This window comes from Saccharopolyspora sp. MMCC62 (assembly GCF_057736575.1).
This window is the reverse complement of sequence record NZ_JBYKCM010000002.1, coordinates 686,081-702,956: the sequence shown is the minus strand read 5'-3', so window position 1 is coordinate 702,956 and position 16,876 is coordinate 686,081. Positions and strand designations below refer to the sequence as shown.

The 16,876-nt window shown below is 72.9% G+C and carries 16 protein-coding genes; 7 read left to right on the top strand and 9 right to left on the bottom strand.

Annotation, left to right across the window (positions count from 1 at the left end; genetic code table 11):
• Positions 1–76 precede the first annotated feature (76 nt).
• The 6 genes from cydD to AC29IT_RS07410 all read right to left on the bottom strand — a co-directional run bounded on the left by cydD (position 77) and on the right by AC29IT_RS07410 (position 9,208).
• Positions 77–3,574: a thiol reductant ABC exporter subunit CydD gene (gene cydD, locus AC29IT_RS07435; RefSeq protein WP_488218224.1), complete on the bottom strand. Its 3,498-nt coding sequence runs from the start codon at positions 3,572–3,574 to the stop codon at positions 77–79.
• Positions 3,571–4,578 (bottom strand): cytochrome d ubiquinol oxidase subunit II, encoded by a 1,008-nt coding sequence (gene cydB, locus AC29IT_RS07430; RefSeq protein ID WP_488218223.1) that lies wholly within the window; start codon positions 4,576–4,578, stop codon positions 3,571–3,573. The genes cydD and cydB overlap by 4 nt, the downstream gene beginning before the upstream one ends.
• A gap of 135 nt (positions 4,579–4,713) precedes the next feature.
• A complete protein-coding gene (locus tag AC29IT_RS07425; RefSeq protein WP_488218222.1) occupies positions 4,714–6,216 on the bottom strand; it encodes a cytochrome ubiquinol oxidase subunit I in 1,503 nt (500 codons plus the stop codon).
• Between the two features lie 206 nt (positions 6,217–6,422).
• Complete coding sequence (locus AC29IT_RS07420) at positions 6,423–7,136, bottom strand: helix-turn-helix domain-containing protein (RefSeq protein ID WP_488218221.1); 714 nt, start codon at positions 7,134–7,136, stop codon at positions 6,423–6,425.
• 3 nt (positions 7,137–7,139) lie between these two features.
• Positions 7,140–8,345 (bottom strand): fumarylacetoacetate hydrolase family protein, encoded by a 1,206-nt coding sequence (locus AC29IT_RS07415; protein ID WP_358445333.1) that lies wholly within the window; start codon positions 8,343–8,345, stop codon positions 7,140–7,142.
• Positions 8,342–9,208 (bottom strand): hypothetical protein, encoded by an 867-nt coding sequence (locus AC29IT_RS07410; protein WP_488218220.1) that lies wholly within the window; start codon positions 9,206–9,208, stop codon positions 8,342–8,344. The genes AC29IT_RS07415 and AC29IT_RS07410 overlap by 4 nt, the downstream gene beginning before the upstream one ends.
• A 415-nt stretch (positions 9,209–9,623) precedes the next feature.
• Here AC29IT_RS07410 and AC29IT_RS07405 point away from each other — a divergent pair, with 415 nt between their 5' ends.
• From AC29IT_RS07405 to AC29IT_RS07395, 3 genes are all read left to right on the top strand, one after another.
• Positions 9,624–10,403 (top strand): DUF2470 domain-containing protein, encoded by a 780-nt coding sequence (locus AC29IT_RS07405; protein ID WP_488218219.1) that lies wholly within the window; start codon positions 9,624–9,626, stop codon positions 10,401–10,403.
• A gap of 52 nt (positions 10,404–10,455) precedes the next feature.
• On the top strand, positions 10,456–11,265 hold the full coding sequence (locus AC29IT_RS07400; protein WP_488218218.1) for a CPBP family intramembrane glutamic endopeptidase: 810 nt from the start codon (positions 10,456–10,458) through the stop codon (positions 11,263–11,265).
• A 187-nt stretch (positions 11,266–11,452) separates the two neighbouring features.
• Positions 11,453–12,634: an arginine deiminase gene (locus tag AC29IT_RS07395; protein WP_358445322.1), complete on the top strand. Its 1,182-nt coding sequence runs from the start codon at positions 11,453–11,455 to the stop codon at positions 12,632–12,634.
• A gap of 7 nt (positions 12,635–12,641) precedes the next feature.
• Here the strand turns inward: AC29IT_RS07395 and AC29IT_RS07390 are convergent, their stop codons facing one another.
• Entirely contained in the window at positions 12,642–12,872 is a 231-nt protein-coding gene (locus AC29IT_RS07390) for an HC3 family zinc finger protein (RefSeq protein ID WP_488218217.1), read from the bottom strand.
• Positions 12,873–13,087: 215 nt separating this feature from the next.
• Between AC29IT_RS07390 and AC29IT_RS07385 the strand changes: the two genes are divergently transcribed.
• The 4 genes from AC29IT_RS07385 to AC29IT_RS07370 all read left to right on the top strand — a co-directional run bounded on the left by AC29IT_RS07385 (position 13,088) and on the right by AC29IT_RS07370 (position 15,605).
• Positions 13,088–13,948, top strand: coding sequence for a helix-turn-helix domain-containing protein (locus AC29IT_RS07385; RefSeq protein WP_358445316.1), 861 nt, complete (start codon positions 13,088–13,090; stop codon positions 13,946–13,948).
• Positions 13,949–13,969: 21 nt separating this feature from the next.
• The gene (locus AC29IT_RS07380; protein WP_358445313.1) at positions 13,970–14,164 is read left to right on the top strand and encodes a DUF397 domain-containing protein; all 195 of its coding nucleotides are present in this window, start codon (positions 13,970–13,972) and stop codon (positions 14,162–14,164) included.
• Between the two features lie 56 nt (positions 14,165–14,220).
• Positions 14,221–14,925, top strand: coding sequence for a hypothetical protein (locus AC29IT_RS07375; RefSeq protein WP_488218216.1), 705 nt, complete (start codon positions 14,221–14,223; stop codon positions 14,923–14,925).
• A 119-nt stretch (positions 14,926–15,044) separates the two neighbouring features.
• A complete protein-coding gene (locus AC29IT_RS07370) occupies positions 15,045–15,605 on the top strand; it encodes a ferritin (RefSeq protein ID WP_358445308.1) in 561 nt (186 codons plus the stop codon).
• 71 nt (positions 15,606–15,676) lie between these two features.
• Here the strand turns inward: AC29IT_RS07370 and AC29IT_RS07365 are convergent, their stop codons facing one another.
• Both AC29IT_RS07365 and AC29IT_RS07360 read right to left on the bottom strand, forming a co-directional pair.
• Complete coding sequence (locus tag AC29IT_RS07365) at positions 15,677–16,195, bottom strand: hypothetical protein (RefSeq protein ID WP_358445305.1); 519 nt, start codon at positions 16,193–16,195, stop codon at positions 15,677–15,679.
• On the bottom strand, positions 16,195–16,773 hold the full coding sequence (locus AC29IT_RS07360) for a SigE family RNA polymerase sigma factor (RefSeq protein WP_488218215.1): 579 nt from the start codon (positions 16,771–16,773) through the stop codon (positions 16,195–16,197). The genes AC29IT_RS07365 and AC29IT_RS07360 overlap by 1 nt, the downstream gene beginning before the upstream one ends.
• Between the last annotated feature and the right edge of the window lie 103 nt (positions 16,774–16,876).

Genomic DNA, 16,876 nt, shown 5'->3' with positions numbered 1-16,876 from the left:
CTCCGTTCCGCTCCTGACCTGCGCAGCAGGTGGCCGGTGTGACCTGTCCGATGATCGGCGGTGCGCGGGTCCGCGCTCATCCGGCGGTCGCCGGGGTGCGCAGCGCGGTGAGGGTGCCGTCGTGCACCCGCAGCACGAGGTCGGCGGTGTCGGCTTCGACGGGCCGGTGCGTCACGTGCAGCACGGTGCGGCCGGTCTCGGTCCGCAGCCGGTGCAGCAGCGCCGTCGCAGTGGGCACGTCGAGGTGCGCGGTGGGTTCGTCGAGCAGCAGCGGGCCGTCGCCGAGCAGCGCGCGGGCCAGCGCGAGGCGCTGCGCTTCGCCGCCGGAGAGCGCGGTGCCGCCGGAGCCGACGTGCTCGCCGAGCCGGTCCGCCCAGCCGGGGAGCCCGGCGAGCCGCAGCGCCGCGCCGAGCCGTGCGTCGTCGGCGTGCGGCGCGGACATCCGCAGGTTCTCCCGGACGGTGGTGGACACCAGGTTCGGCTCCTGCGGGCACCAGGCGGCGCGCTCCGGCAGCCGCGCGGTCCCGCGTTCGGCGGGCAGGAAGCCGAGCAGCAGGGCGAGCAGCGTGGACTTGCCGCTGCCGGAGGGGCCGAGGACGGCGACGTGCGCGCCGGGCGGGACGGTGAGGTCGACGCCGCGCAGCGCGGGTTCGGCGGCGCCGGGCCAGCGCACGTCGACGCCGCGGAGCTCGATGCGGCCGTCGGTGGTGCGGGCGGCGCCCACGGGTGCACCGCCGGGTGCGGGTGCGGCACCCGGTACAGCGCCGGGTTCCAGTACAGCGCCGGGTTCCGGTGCGTCGCCGGGTACGAGTGCGTCGCCGGGTTCAGGTGCGGCATGGCGTTCGAGGACGGCACCGGAGCCGGGAGCCACGTCCGGTGCGCCGACCCGGCCGGATCCGACGGCGCCACCGGATTCGGCGACCTCGCCGGACCCGCCGACCCGGCCGGATCCGGCGAGGCCCTCCGGCCCGGCGGCCCCCGCCGCCAGCAGCGGCGCGAGCCGTCCCTGCGCGGCCCGCAGGTTCCGCCACTGCTGCGCGGCGGGCGGCAGCAGCGCGACGGCTTCGGCGGCGGCGAGCGGCACCAGCGCGAGCAGCGGGGCGAGTTCCGGGGCGAGCCGCCCGGCGGCGACGGCGTCGGCGCCGAGCCACGCCCCGCCGAGCACGGCGACACCGACGGCGAGGGTGCCCACGGCGGTGGCGGCCCCGGCGCCGAACGCGGCGCGGCGGGCGCGGGCGGCGAGCCGGGCGTCGGCGGCGGCGAGTTCGGCGCGACGCGCGGCGTGCGCGCCGAAGGCGAGCAGTTCGGCGGCGCCGTCGAGCAGTGCGAGCACCCGGTCGGCGACGTGCCTGCGCCCGTCGGCGACGGCGGTGCTGGCGCGGCGTTCCGCGGCGAGCGCGGCCGCGACCCCACCGGCTCCCGCGACCAGCAGCGACACCGCCAGCAGCGCGCCGGCGGACGGCAGCACCAGCGCCTGCAGCACGACGGCGGCGAGCGCGACGAGCACAGCGGTCAGCGGCGGCAGCACGACCCGCGGCACCAGGTCGCGCACGGTGTCGACGTCGTCGACCAGCCGCGCGACGCCGTCGCCGCGCCGCAGCCCGGCGGTGCAGGCCGGGCCGAGCCGCACCAGCGCGTCCCAGAGCCGTTCCCGCAGCGCTCCGGCGGTGCGGAACGCGGCGTCGTGCGTGACGAGCCGTTCCGCGTAGCGCACGGCGGCCCTGGACAGCGCGAAGGTGCGCACGCCGACGACGGCGACGGACAGGGTGAGGATCGGCGGCTGCTGCGAGGCGCGGGCGATCAGCCACGCGGAGGTCGCGGCGAGCGCCAGCCCGGACAGCAGCGACAGCGCGGCCAGCCCGACCCCGGCGAGGGTGCGCGGGGTGATCAGCTCGCGGAGGCCGCCGCGAGCGGCGGGCAGCCCGGGCACGGTGCCCGCGGGTCCGTCGGCGGCGGGCGCGGGTTCGGGTTCGGCGGTCTCGGCGCCGGGCCGGTGGCTGGCGAGCACGACGGTGGCGCCGCGGTCGGCGGCGCGCTCGATCGCCCGCTCCACCTGGTGCGCGGTGGCGGGGTCGAGGTGCGCGGTGGGTTCGTCCAGCAGCAGCACCCGGGCGGTGCCGCGCAGCCGCAGCAGGGCGCGGGCGACGGCGACCCGCTGCCGCTCCCCGGTGGAGAGCCCGTCGACGGGCCGGTCCCGCAGGTGCGCGGCGGCGGCGTCGGCGAGCGCCTCGTCGAGCGCGTCGAGGGTGCCCGCGGGCTGGTCGGCGACCGCGAGCGCGAGCTCGTCGGCGACGGTGCCGCCGGTGAACGCGGGCCGCTGCGGCACCCAGGCGAGGTGCCTGCGCCAGGTGGCCGGATCGAGGTCGCCCAGGTCGGTGCCCGCGTAGCTGAGGCTGCCGCGTTCCGGCCGGGTGAAGCCGAGCAGCACGCCGAAGGTGGTGGACTTGCCGCTGCCGCTGGGTCCGATCCCGTCGAACCCGTCGAGCCGCAGCACTTCGCCGGGCATCGCGGTGAAGGAGAGCCCGTCGGGCGCGTGCCCGCCGCGGCGGGCGACGGCGAGGTCCCGCACCCGCAGCGGGCCGGCGCCGAGTTCGACGGTCGAGCCCGCGGCGGCGGGCGCAGCACCGGTGATGATCTCGTCGGCGCGCCGCACCGCTTCCACGCCGTCCTCGCTGGCGTGGTGCGCTGCCCCGGCGGCGCGCAGCGGCAGGTAGCACTCGGGCACGAGCACCAGCACCATCAGCCCGGTCGCCAGGTCCAGCTCCCCGGACACCAGCCGCAGCCCGATGCCGACGGCGACCAGCGCCACCGACAGCGAGGAGCACAGCTCCAGCACCAGCGCGGACAGGAACGCGATGCGCAGCGTGGCGACGGTGCTGCGCCGGTGCCGGTCGCCGACCCGGCGGACCACGGCGCGCTGCGCGCCCGCCCGGCGGAACGCCGCGAGCACCGGCAGCGCCCGCACCAGTTCGTGCAGCTGCGCGGACAGCCGCCGGGTGTCGTCGGCGGCGCGTTCGGTGCGCTGCTCGGTGTAGCGGCCGACGAGCCACGCGAACAGCGGGATCAGCGGCACGGTGACGAGCACGACGACCGCCGACACCGGGTCGGACCACAGGATCCAGGCGCCCGCGAGCAGCGGCACCACCGCGGCGGTGACCAGCGCGGGCAGGTACTTGGTGAAGAAGGCGTCGAGCGCGTCGAGCCCCTTGGTGGCGAGCGCGGTCAGCTCCACCGGCCCGCGGCCGCGGATCCACTCGGGTCCGCGGCGCAGCGCCGAGTCGAGCAGCTGCTCCCGCAGTTCCTCCTTGGCCCCGGCGGCGGCGCGGGCGGAGACGGATTCGGTGGCCCAGCCGAGCGCCGCACGCGCCACGATCGCCGCGGAAAGCACGCCGAGCCGGTCGGTGACGGCGGCCGCGCCCACCCCGGCGGTGACGACCTCGGCGAGCGCGCTCGCCAGTGCCCAGGCCTGCACGATCAGCGCGGCGGCGTGACCGGCGGCGAGGGCTCCGGCGGCGAGCAGCGCCCACCGCGCCGACCGGGACAGCCGGGGCAGGGCGCCGAGCGGCCCGCTCACGGCGCGTGCACCGGCGGGATGTGGTGGGCGCCGATGCGCTTGCGGAACACCCAGTACGTCCAGCCCTGGTAGATCAGCACGGCCGGGGTGCCGAATGCGGCCACCCAGGTGATCACGGTGAGCGTGTAGGGGCTGGAGGCGGTCTCGGCGATGGACAGCGAGAACGCCGGGTCGAGCGTGGAGGGGATGACGTTCGGCCACAGCGCCCCGAACAGGGTGACGACGACCCCGGCGAGCGCGATGCCCTGCAGCGCGAACGCCTGCCCCTCCCGCCAGGAGATCATCCGGGCGAGCGCGGCGAGCGCCGCGGCCAGCGCGATGCCCAGCGGCACCCACGTCCACGCCTCGCCCTGGGTGAGCTGCGCGATGAGCAGCAGCGCGATCACCGGCAGCAGCAGCACCGGCCCGAGCCGCAGCGCGAACTTGCGCGCCCGCTCCCGCACCTCGCCGGCGGTCTTGAGCGACAGGAACACGGCGCCGTGCAGGAACGAGAAGCCCCACACCGCCAGCGCCCCCACCACGGTCGGCAGTGTCAGCAGCACCAGCGGCCCGCCGACGCGATCACCGTTGGCGTCCAGCGGCAGGCCGAACACGCTCGCCGACAGCACCAGCCCGATCATCATCGGCGCGATCCAGGAGGCGAGCACGATCACGGTGTCCCAGGTGCGCCGCCACCGCGCGGTGTCGACCTTGCCGCGGTACTCGAAGGCGACGCCGCGCCCGATGAGCACCAGCAGCAGGAGCAGCAGCGGCAGGTAGGCGGTGCTGAACAGCGAGGCGTACCAGCCGGGGAAGGCCGCGAAGGTGGCCCCGCCCGCGACGATCAGCCACACCTCGTTGCCGTCCCACACCGGCCCGATCGTGTTGATCAGCACCCGGCGTTCGCGCTCGTCGCGGCCGAGGACGGGCAGCAGCATCCCGACGCCGAAGTCGAAGCCCTCCAGGAACAGGTAGCCCAGCCACAGCACGGCGATCAGGGCGAACCAGAAGGTGGGCAGGTCCATCACGTTCTCCATTGGTGGCTGAATTGCTCGGTGAGTCGGGTAGCGGCCTCAGTGGTCCATTGACTGAGGTGGTCGCTGCTCAGCGGCTCCGCCGCTGACAAGACACGGATGAAAGGCCAAACCGCCCTCCTCGGCTCAGTAGGCGAACGACAGCGTCTCGCCGTCGTCGGATTCGTCGTCGGAGGGTTCGTGGGGCATCGTCGCGGCCACGCCGCCCTTGACGAAGCGGACGATGAGGAAGATCTCGACGCAGGCCAGCACGCCGTACACGGTGGTGAGGCCGATCAGCGAGGTCAGCATCTCCCCCGGCGTCACCCCGGAGGACACGGCCGACGCGGTGTACATCCACACCCCGTCCACGCCCGAGGGGTTCGGGTTGGGGGCGACGACGAACGGCTGCCTGCCGAGCTCGGTGAAGATCCAGCCGAACGCGTTGCCGAGGAACGGGGTGGCGATGCTCGCCACGGCCAGCGGCCCCCACCAGCGCCCCTTCGGGAAGCGGCCGCCGCGGGTGAACCAGAGGACGGCGACGGCGCCGAGCGCGGCGACCCCGCCGAACCCGATCATGAACCGGAAGCCCCAGTAGGTGGCGGGCAGGTTCGGCACGTAGTCGATGGGCTGCCCGGCGAACTGCCCGAGCCGCGGGTCGTCGGGGTAGTTCGCGCCGTAGGCGGCCTGGTACTCGGGCACCAGCGCCTGCACGCCCTTGACCTCGCTGGTGAAGTCGCCGTTGGCCAGGTACGAGAGGATGTAGGGCACGGTGAAGCTCTTGACGTCCTCGCAGTTCTGCCGCCCCACGTCGCCGTAGGCGAAGATCGAGAAGCTGGCGGGCTCCTCGGTGTGGCAGAGCGCTTCGGCCGAGGCCATCTTCATCGGCTGCTGCTCGAACATGAGCTTGCCCTGCACGTCACCGGAGATCGCGAGCCCGGCGAAGGCGACCACGCCGACCCAGGCACCGAGCCGCATCGAGGTGTGCCAGAGCTTCCGGTCCTCGTCGTCGCGCGGCGAGTCCCGGTGGTGCCGCACGATCTTGTAGGCGCCGATGCCGATGAGGAACGACCCGGCGACGGCGAAGCAGCCGAAGACGGTGTGCGGGAACGCGGCGAGCACGGTGTTGTTGGTCATCACCGCCCAGATCGAGGTCAGCCGCGGCCGCCCGTCGACGACCTCGATGCCGACCGGGTGCTGCATCCACGAGTTCGCGGCGAGGATGAAGTAGGCGGAGGCGACGGTGGCCAGCGAGAACGCCCAGGCGCAGGCGAGGTGCACGCCCTTCGACAGCCGGTCCCAGCCGAAGATCCACAGGCCGAGGAAGGTCGACTCGACGAAGAACGCGACGATGCCCTCCATCGCGAGGGGCGCGCCGAACACGTCGCCGACGAAGCGGGAGTACTCGCTCCACGCCATGCCGAACTGGAACTCCTGGACGATGCCGGTGACCACGCCCATCGCGAAGTTGATCATCATCAACTTGCCCCAGAAGCGGGTCATCTTCAGGTAGCGCTCGTTCCCGGTGCGCCACCACGCCGTCTGCATTCCCGCGACCAGCAGGGAGAGTCCGATGGTCAGCGGAACCATCAGGAAGTGGTAGACGGTCGTGATCCCGAACTGCCACCGGGCGATGTCGAGGAGTTCCACGCGGCCAGTCTGCCGGGGCTCGGCACCCGGGGCGCAGGGGCCGCCGTCCCCATCGGCCCAGGACGGAGGTCCCGGTTCCGGTCAGGACGTTCGTCCCGGATCGCCGCGGGCGGGGTGTGATCTTTTCTACCAAGCCGATCCCATGATCGGAACCCCCGTCGAGCCGAACGTCCCCCACCGGAGCGGGACCGGCCCGTTCCCGCTGCTCAGCGGAGGGCGTCGGCCACCGCGCGGGCCGATCCGGCGACGAGCGGGCCGATCTCCTCGGCGGGCAGCGGTTCCAGGGAGAGCACGCCGACGCTGGCGCGCAGCGCGGGCACGCCGAGCACGGGGGCGGCGATGCCGTAGCCGTTGCACTGCAACTCGCCGCTGCTGATCACCCACGGCGGCCCGTCGGCGGGCAGGTCCACCGCGCGGCCGGCGGCGCCGCGCTGCACGGGGTGCCGGGTGCCGATCCGGTAGGCGACGTGGTGGGTGGTCCAGGACGGTTCGGCGACGGCGACGGCCTGCGCTTCGCCGCCGTCGGCGATGGTGAGGTGCGCGGTGGCGCCCGCCTGCTCGGCGAGCTCGTGCAGCGCGGGCGTCGCGGCGAACCGCAGCTGCGGCAGCACCCGCCCGGCGACGCGCAGCACGCCGAGCCCCAGCCGCACCCGGGTGCCCTCCCGGCGCACCAGCCCGCGGTCCTGCAACGGGCCGAGCAGCCGGTACACGGCGGCGCGGCTGACGCCGACGGTCGCGGCGAGGTCGCTGATGGTGGGGGCGGCGCCGTCGGCTTCGGCGACGGCCTGCAGCAGGTTGAGCCCGCGCTCCAGGGTCAGCGAGGTCTCCTTGGCGACCGGCCCCCGCGCCGGTGCGCGGTGGTGCGCCGCGCTCGGCGGGGCCGGATCAGGTGGTCTCGCCGGGTCGGGGGTTCGGGGCACCGGTCACCTCCAGGTCGCGGACAGGACCGTGCCCGTCACCTCGCTGAGGCCGATCACCGAACCGTCCGGTCCGGGCGCGGTGCCACCGAGTGTGACCCGATCACCGTCCTGGAGGAAGGTGCGCTGCTCCCCGTCGTCCAGCGTGATCGGTTCGGAGCCGCCCCAGGTGAGTTCGAACAGGCAGCCGCGCTCCTCCCTGGTGGGCCCGGAGACGGTGCCGGAGGCGAACAGGTCGCCGGGCCGCACGGTCGCCCCGTTCACGGTCAGGTGCGCGAGCTGCTGCGCCGGGGACCAGGCCATGTCGGCGAACCGCGGCCGGGACAGCACGATGTCGTTGCACCGCACCTCCAGCGACAGGTCCAGGCCCCACGGCTCGGTCTCGGTGAGGTAGTCGTGCAGCGCGTGGTCCGGTTCGGCCACCGGGATGCGCGCGTGCTCGAAGGCCTCCAGCGGGGTGATCCAGCCGGCGATGGACGTCGCGAAGGACTTCGCCAGGAACGGGCCGAGCGGCTGCGATTCCCACAGCTGCACGTCCCGCGCGGACCAGTCGTTGACCAGCGCCACGCCGAAGCAGTGCTCGGCGAAGTCCTCGGTCGGCACCCGGGACGCGGTCTCACCGCCGCAGACGAAGCCGACCTCGGCCTCGAAGTCGAGCCTGCGGGTGGGCCCGAACGCCGGGTTGCGGTCGCCGGTGGTGCGCCGCTGCCCGCTGGGCCGCGGCACATCGGTGCCGGAGACGCGGACGGTCCCGGCGCGGCCGTGGTAGGCGACGGGCAGGTGCGTCCAGTTCTCCGGCAGTTCGCTCGCGCCGTGCCGCAGGATGCGGCTCACGTTCCGCGCGTGGTGCGGCGAGGAGTAGAAGTCGACGTAGTCGGCGACGGTGAACGGCAGCACCATCGTGTGCCAGTCGGTGCGCACCAGTTCGGCCCCGGCGGGCGCGGTGCGGGCGGTGACCAGTTCGGTGAGCCGTTCCCGCAGTTCCCGCCAGCGAGCCCGCCCGGCCGCCAGCAGCGGGTCGAGCGAGCGCGCACCGGCCAGGTCCGCCAGCCGAGGGCCCAGCGAGTCCGCGATGCCGCGCAGCGGCAAGGCGTGCTTGCCGACCCGCACGGCCACCACCGGTCCGGTCGAGGTGACCAGCACCCCGTAGGGCAGCGTCTGCGGTCCGAACGGCCGGTCGGCGGCGAACTCGGGGTCCTCGATCCAGGTCACAACAGCCCCAGTCCTTCCAGGTCGGTCACCGGGTCGGTCAGCGAGCAGGCGCCGTAGGAGGCGAACACGTCGCGCACGGCGGTCGCGGCGGCGTCGGACAGCGAACCGGCCTCGGCGGCCAGGGCCTCGCCGTCGGCGCTCTCAAGCGCGTCGCGCACGTCCTTGCCGGACAGGCAGCGGGCGGTGGCGACGAGCAGGTTGAGGAAGCCGTGCTGCATGAACCCGGTTTCCGGGTCGGCGCCGCGGACGGCGGTCTGCATGCCCGCGGTGGTCTTGAACGGCACGCTCAACGTGCTGACGGTGGCGAGGAAGTCGGCGACGACGTCGACGGGCGGCACCGATTCGGAGGTGGGGCCACCGGTGCGCAGCTTCGGCCAGCACCCGTGCTCGGCGACGCGCTTGATCCCGTCCAGCCAGCCTTCGGGGCTGCGGCGGGGTTCGACGACGCGGACGACGTCCTCGGGCACGAACTCGGAGACGCGTTCCAGCCAGACGTCGTCGACGTCGGAGGGCGCGGGCATCTCGACCATGCGCAGCGCCAGGAGTTCCTGGCGGCCTTCGATGATGGACAGCGCCTTGGGCACGCCGCCGAGCCCGGTGTCGCAGACCAGCGACAGCGGGACGGGTTCGGCGGGCTTGGCCTTGGCGAGCTCGGTGATGAGCTCGGCCAGCCGGGAGGCCTGGCACAGCATCGGGCCCAGCACGCCCGAGTACTCACCGGTCCGGGCGGCGAGGTGGGCGTTGACCGCGTGGTCGACTTGCGCGCTGCCCGGTGGGAACAGCGCTGCGTCGTCGACCAGTCGGGCGAACAGTGGCGGGATGCCGCGCGGACCGGGCGCGCGAAGCTCAACAGCGCTTGACACGGCAGACACGCTAATGCCGCGCCGTTCGGTGAACAAAGGTGGCCGAGGTACGGGCGTACGGCGGCGGTTTCCCGCCTGCATCCGGCGGATCATCACTGCTGGTGGCGGCCTTCGCGGGGCTCGTTGATCCACTCGGGTGATCTTGGGGGTATCGATCGGGGTGGCGCTGCGGCCGTTCCGGTGAGCGGATCGATCCGGCCCGCCACCGTCCCGACACCGGTCCGCTGGAACCGCGCACCCGATCTCCCCCGCCGATTTCGCGGGCGCCACCCGTCCCGGACCGCGGGAGAACACCCGGGCGGTGGTGGAAACTTCCCGCGCACAGCCCCGCGGTGCGCCGATCAGCTGGTAAGACGGACAGCGGCTTTCCCCTGCGGACCTGCTGGGTTAGGCTTACCTAAGTTGGAGGTGAGCGGTGCGCGAGAGGACGACACGTCGCCCGGCCAAGCCGACCCCGGCGGAGCGGGCCCGGACGATCGCTAGACGAGGTGGCAGGGCTGCGTTGATGCCTTCCGGGGAGAGTTCCGCCCGGATCGCACCGCTGCTGCACCACGTGCATCCGGACGGCACCGCCACGGTGCTGCTCGGCGACGACCACCCGCTGGTCGCGACCGCGTGGCAGGCGCCGCGCACCGAGATCGCGGCGGTGCTGGAGGTGGCCGACCCGACGCCGGTGCAGCTGCGCGAATCGGTGCGCGGGCTGCTGTGGCTGACCGGCCAGCTGCGCGTGCTGACCGGAACCGATGCCCGGGAGGACGTGCTGGCGGTCGCCGAGCAGCGCCCGGACAGCAGGTTGCTGGACGCGGGCCACGGCGCTTCGGTGCTCAAGCTGGAACCGGCGTCGCTGGTGCTGGCCGACGCGGAGGGCACCTGCTCGGTGCCCGCCGCCGAGTTCACCGCCGCCCGGCCCGATCCGTTCTGCATGTTGGAGGACGGCTGGCTGCGGCACCTGGAGAGCGCGCACCGGGACGTGGTGGGGATGCTCGCGCGGCACCTGCCGGACGACCTGCGCGGCGGGCACATCCGCCCGCTGGGCCTGGACCGGTTCGGGCTGCGGCTGCGGGTGGAGTCGGCGGACGGGGACCACGACGTGCGGCTGGCGTTCTCCGAACCGGTGGAGACCGCGGAGTCGCTGGGCCTGGAGCTGCGGCGGCTGGTCGGCTGCCCGTTCCTGGCGGGGCAGCGCTCGGCCTGATCCCGTTGCGGCGGCGCGGGTTCCGCCGCGCCGCGCGGGTACGGTTCCGCGGGTGAGCACCTTGCGCGAGTGGCTGAGCCCGGCCCGCCCCGAGGAACCGGCCCGGCTCACCGATCCGGCGCAGCGGCGCGCGATCGGCGTGGAGCTGGTCGTGGTGTTCGCGGTGACGCTGGGCATGTCCGGCCTGCAGAGCCTGCTGTCGCTGCTGGACGCGCTGTCCCAGCCGCAGTCGCTGGCGGATCAATCGGTGGCGATCAACGCGCCGCAGGCGGAGGCCGGGCTGCTGGACCTGGCGCAGCAGCTGCTGAACGTGCTGCGGTTGTTCGCGTGGGGCGCGCTGGGGATCTTCCTGCTGTGGCGCGGCGGGATCGCGCTGGCGCGGATCGGCCTCGACCGGTCGCGGCCGTGGCGGGACGCGCTGGGCGGCGCGGGTCTGTCGGCGCTGATCGGGGTGCCGGGGCTGGGGTTGTACCTGACGGCGCACGCGCTGGGACTGAGCCTCACCGTGCAGCCGTCCACTTTGGACGACGCGTGGTGGCGGGCGCCGGTGCTGGTGCTGTCGGCGTTCGGCAACTCGTTCGCCGAAGAGGCGCTGGTGGTGGCGTACCTGCTGACCCGGCTGCGGCAGCTGGGCTGGTCGGAGAACCGCTCGCTGTGGGCGTCGGCGGTGCTGCGCGGCAGCTACCACCTGTACCAGGGCTTCGGCGGGTTCGTCGGCAACGTGGTGATGGGCCTGGTGTTCGGCCGGGTGTGGCAGCGGACGAACCGGTTGTGGCCGCTGGTGCTCGGCCACGCGCTGATCGACGTGGTCGCCTTCGTCGGCTACGCGGCCCTGCGCGGGAAGGTCGGCTGGCTGCCCTGACCCGGTGCGGGACCCGCGGGCCGAGCCGTTCCCGATCGCGTGATCCGTTTCGCGGGCGGCGTGCAACGAACCGGCGTTCCGGGGTGGATTTCGCGCAACGTCCGATGTTTTTGGCGGCGGAACAGGGTTCTTTTCGAACGTGACGGCTAGGCTCGGCGGCGTGAACCCACGCGCGAGGGAACCGCACGTGCGCAGCGAGGTAGGCCCGCTGCACACCGTCCTGCTGCACCGCCCCGGCGACGAGCTCAAGCGGCTCACCCCGCGCAACAGCGATCAGCTGCTGTTCGACGCGATCCCGTGGGTGGACCGCGCGCAGGCCGAGCACGACGCGTTCGCCGAGGTGCTGCGCTCCCGCGGCATCGAGGTGGTGCTGCTGCACGAACTGCTGGTGGAGACCCTCGCGGATCCGCGGGCGCGGGCCGCCGCGGTGCACAGCGCGGTGGACGAGCGGGAGCTCGGCACCGACATCGCCGACGTGCTCCGCTCCCACCTGTCCACAGTGGACGAGAAGGCGCTGGCGGGCGCGCTGATCGCGGGCATGACCTTCGAGGAACTCCCCGCCGCGGAAGGCGATTCGCTGGTGCGCCGGATGCACCTGCCGCACGACTTCGCGCTGGCCCCGCTGCCGAACCTGCTGTTCACCCGGGATTCCTCGGTGTGGGTGGGAGACCGGGTGGCGGTGGCGGCGCTGGCGATGCCCGCGCGGCGCCGCGAGTCGGCGATCACCGACCTGATCTACGCCTACCACCCGCGGTTCTCCCGCTCCGGCCGCGCGTACGGCGCGCACTCCGCACCGGTGGAGGGCGGGGACGTGCTGCTGCTGGCGCCGGGTGTGGTCGCGATCGGCGTCGGCGAGCGCACCACCCCGGCCGGCGCGGAATCGTTCGCCCGCTCGATGTTCGCCGACGACCTGGCGCACACCGTGCTGGCGGTGCCGATCACCCAGCAGCGCGCCTCGATGCACCTGGACACGGTGTGCACGATGGTCGCCGCCGACGCGGTGGTGATGTACCCGGCGATCCAGGACTCGCTGACCGCGTACGCCTTGCGCCCGCACGAGGACGGCGTGTCCGTGTCCGGACCGGAACCGTTCCTGGAGTCGGCGGCGCACGCGATGGGCATCGACCGGCTGCGCGTCATCGACACCGGCCTGGACCCGGTGACCGCGGAGCGCGAGCAGTGGGAGGACGGCAACAACACGCTCGCCCTGGCCCCCGGCGTCGTCGTCGCCTACGAGCGCAACGCCGAGACGAACGCGCGCCTGGAGGACGCCGGCGTCGAAGTCCTCCCGATCAGCGGCTCCGAACTCGGCTCCGGCCGCGGCGGCCCCCGCTGCATGTCCTGCCCCATCACCCGCGGCGAGCTGTGAACCGCCGCTAGGGCCGCGAGTTCCGGCGCAGGTCGAGCAGGGCTCGGGCCCGGTGGCCGCAGTCGGGGCAGGTCGGGTCGAGCCAGTCCACATCGGACGGTTCGGTGAGCTCGCCCGCGGCGCCGCACAGCGCGCCGCGCCACTCCCCTTCGCGCGGCGGCCGGTCCGGGCTGAACGCGTGCCGAGCGCCGCCCATCGGCCGCCAGTAGACGACGAGTCCTGAAGCACCACCGAGCACGCCGATCACCTCTCATCGCTGCGGGAACCCACCCGGGAAGAGCGGCGGCCCCGGCTCCGGGGTCGGGGAGGTACCGGTGCCGAGGCCGCCGCCGACGGTGACTCGGAGTGGTCTATCGTCACCGTCTGACACGAAGCTAGTGATCCGCGAGCGAATTAGCTAGCGACCTGTTCGACCTGAACCTGATCGAGTGATCGACTACGAGGTGGTTCCGCATGGCACCGAACTCACCGACCGTCGCCAACTGGGAGCTGGGCCGCCGGGTCCGGGAGAAGCGCGAAGCCGAAGGGCTGCCCGGCGCGGACGGCGCGAAGCGGGTCGGCATCACGCCCGCGTTCCTCTCCGAAGTGGAGAAGGGCAAGAAGAACCTCTCCCCCGACAAGATGGAAGCACTGCTCGGCGCCTACGAGTTCACCGCCGAAGAGCAGGACGAGCTGCGCGATCTCCGCGACGAAGGCAGTCGACGCGGCTGGTGGACGAGCTACAGCGCGCTGTTCAGCAGCGAATTACTCCGCCTGTTCGGACTGGAGCACGGGGCGGAGAGCGTCTGCACCTACGACAACGGCCTGGTGAACGGACTTCTTCAGACCGAGGACTACGCCCGCGCGATCATCGAGTCCGGAACGCCCAACGTCCGGCTGGCAGAAGCCGATCGCAGGGTCGAGTGCCGGATGAGGCGCCAACGGCGACTCACCGGCGACGATCCGCTGCGGCTGCGCACGATCATGACCGAAGCGTCGCTACGACAGCAGATCGGCGGTCGACTCACTTTGCGGAACCAGCTGAACCACTTGGCGAATCTCATCGAGAACCACGAGGACCACATCGAAGTGTGGATCGTTCCGTTCGAGGCGACCGGAGGTGACGCCCTCGGCGGTTCGTCCTTCCTGCTGCTGGACTTCCCGAGCGGGCAACTCCCGACGATGCTCTGGCAAGAGACCGTGACCTCGACCCGCTTGACCTCCAGTCAACTGGCGGTGCGCGAGTACAGCATCGCCGTTTCCTCTGCGGCGGAACACTCGCTGAACAGGGAAGAGTCGCTCAAGCTGATCAAGAAGACTGCGGACGAGCTTTAGCCCACTCCTATAGTGAGGTCCATGGACAGGATCGAAGCCACAACGTCGCAAGACGCGCTCTGCTGGCGGAAATCCAGCCGTAGCGCCAACAACTCACACTGCGTCGAGGTCGCCGTGGCCGAGCAGGCGGTCGCGGTGCGCGACACCAAGGACCGCACCGGCGGCACGCTCGGCTTCACCCGATCCCAGTGGACGGCGTTCCTCGCCTCCCTGTGAGCGACCGGATCGAGCGATTCGGCGTGCGCGCCGTCCCCCGCTGCCAGAGTGGAGGCATGGGATTCGGCATCGCGCATCTGGAGGAACCGGCGTACAGCGAGTTCGAGCTGCGGGTGGAGCAGGCCGAGATGGGGATCGCGAGCGGACCCGCGTTGGTGTTCCTCGTCGACGGGGAGGACCTGTTCGGGCGGACGCTGGGGCTGAAGGGCGTCGGCCGGGACCCGGACGACCTGCTGGGCAGGACGAGTCCGCTGCTGCCGCCCGAGTCGCCGCACCAACCGCCGACGACGCTGCTGTGGCGCTGCGACTGCGGCGTCGAAGGGTGCGGATTCGCCAGTGCGCGGATCGAGAACGACCGGTTCAACAACGACTACGACCACATCGTGTGGACCGATTTCACGGTGCACTGCCTCGGGGACGTCGAACCTCCGCGAGAACTGCGGTTCCGCACCAGGCAGTACGTCGCGGAAATCGTGCGATGCCATGCCGACCGCACGTGGGAGACCGATCTGCGGCGCACCGCGCGCGAAGTGGCCGCGGCGCTCGACGCCGAACCCGGAATCCTCGGGCAGTGGGACTGCGGCCTGCGGTGGGCCAAGCCGCACGAACGCGCCGGCCAGGTCTACGTGCTGGTCACGGACGGTTCAGCCGAGTACTCGACGAGCCACGACGGCGCCGCGGGCACGGCGGAGATCATCTCCCGACTGCGCGCCACCGACCCGCGCGAGAGCGCCGAGTTCACCTATCCCAGACCCGGCTGAATCCACTTAGGATTGCCTTGCCGAAATAAGGCAAAGTGAACTTAACCAAGGTTCGGCGAACATTTCCAAGGGTTACCTGACGAATTGCGAGGTGTCAATTGGAGCGTATTCTTCATGCCATGCCCACCACCGCAAAGAAGATCCGTCCCCGCGAATCCCGATTCCACCAGCTGCTGCAGGACCAGGTGCGCAACGAGCTCACCGCCTCGCAGCAGTACCTCGCGGTCGCGGTGTGGTTCGACAACGAAGACCTGCCCCGGCTGGCCGCGCACTTCTACCGCCAGTCGATCGAAGAGCGCAACCACGCCATGATGATCGTGCAGTACCTGATGGACAACGACATCAAGGTCGCCATCCCGTCCATCGAAGAGGTCCGCAACGACTTCACCGAGACCCGCGAACTCGTCGCCCTCGCCCTGGAGCAGGAGCGGGAGGTCACCCAGGAGATCGTGACGCTGGCCAAGGCCGCCCGCGAGGAGGACGACTACCTCGGCGAGCAGTTCCTCCAGTGGTTCCTCAAGGAACAGGTCGAAGAGGTCTCGCAGATGTCCACGCTGCTGGCCGTCGTCGACCGCTCCGGCGGCAACCTGTTCGACGTGGAGAACTTCCTCGCCCGCGAAAGCGTCGGCGACGAGGGCTCCGACCCCACCGCGCCGCCCGCCGCGGGCGGAGCGCTCTGAGCTGACCGCACCCACCACGCGGCCGACGGCCCCGGAGCTCACCCGAGCCCCGGGGCCGTCGCGCGTTCCGGTCAGCCCGGGTCGGACGACGGTTCGGTCGACGGCTCCGTCGGCTCCGACGACGTCGGGTCCGGCTCCGACGGTTCGGACGGCTCCGACGACGTGGGCTCCGGTTCGGAGGTGGCCTCCCGCAGGATCGACAACCGCTCCTCCTCGGCGTCCTCCGCCGGATCGCCCCGCTCGGGCGGCGACCAGCGCGGCACCCAGCCCCCGCCCGGCGCCGGATCCGCGGGCACCGGCGGCGACGTCGGCAACGGCAGCGGCGTCTCCACCGGCGACGGCACCGACGACCCCACCACCGGCGGGACCGCGGGCGGCAGCTGCGCCGGATCGGGCCGCGCCACCAGCACCGCGCCACCGCCGACCAGCACCGTCATCGCCAGCACGCCGCCCACCGCGGCCATCGTCGTCTGCCGCTTGCGCCGCCGCCGCGCGCCCGCCACCAGGGACCACTCGGCGCCGGTGCGGACCGGCACCTCCAGCCGGTCGTCCGCGAACATCCGGCGCAGCTCGTCGTCGAGGTCGCCCATCACACCCCACCGCCCTCGAACACCGGGCCCAGCCTGCGGCGCAACGAGGTCAGCGCCTTGCTCGCCTGACTCTTCACCGTGCCCGCGCTGACGCCGAGGGTCTCGGCGATCTCCGCCTCCGACAGGCCCTCGTAGTAGCGCAGCACCACCACGGCGCGCTGCCGCGGCGGCAACCCGCGCAGCGCCTGCCACAGCGGCTCGTTCTCCAACCGGTCCGGCGACTCCACCGCGGGCACGTCCGGGAACTCCGCCAGCAACGTCTCCCGGCGAGTCCGCCGCCACCGGCTCACGTGCGCGTTCGCCATCGCCTTGCGCACGTACGCGCGCGGCTCCTCGCACTGCTGCCGGATCTTCGCCCAGCGGGCGCCGACCTTCTCCAGCACCGTCTGCACCAGGTCGGCCGCATCGTGCGGGTTTCCCGTCAGCGCGTGGCCGTAGCGCATCAACCCCGGCAGGGCGACGCGCACGAACTCCGCGAAATCGTCCTCCGTCGCCATATCCCCTTGCAGTGCTGCCGGGCGCGACCAACCCACCGCCGCCTCCGACGAGGCGCGCACGGCAGGCATGTGAGCGGTCACGCCGCCTCCCCTCCCCGGGCTTTCGCTGCGGAGAGGACACGCGAGGCCGGGGCGCGCGGTTGCCGGAACCGCCCGTCTTCACTCGAACGGGCTAGCGCGCGCC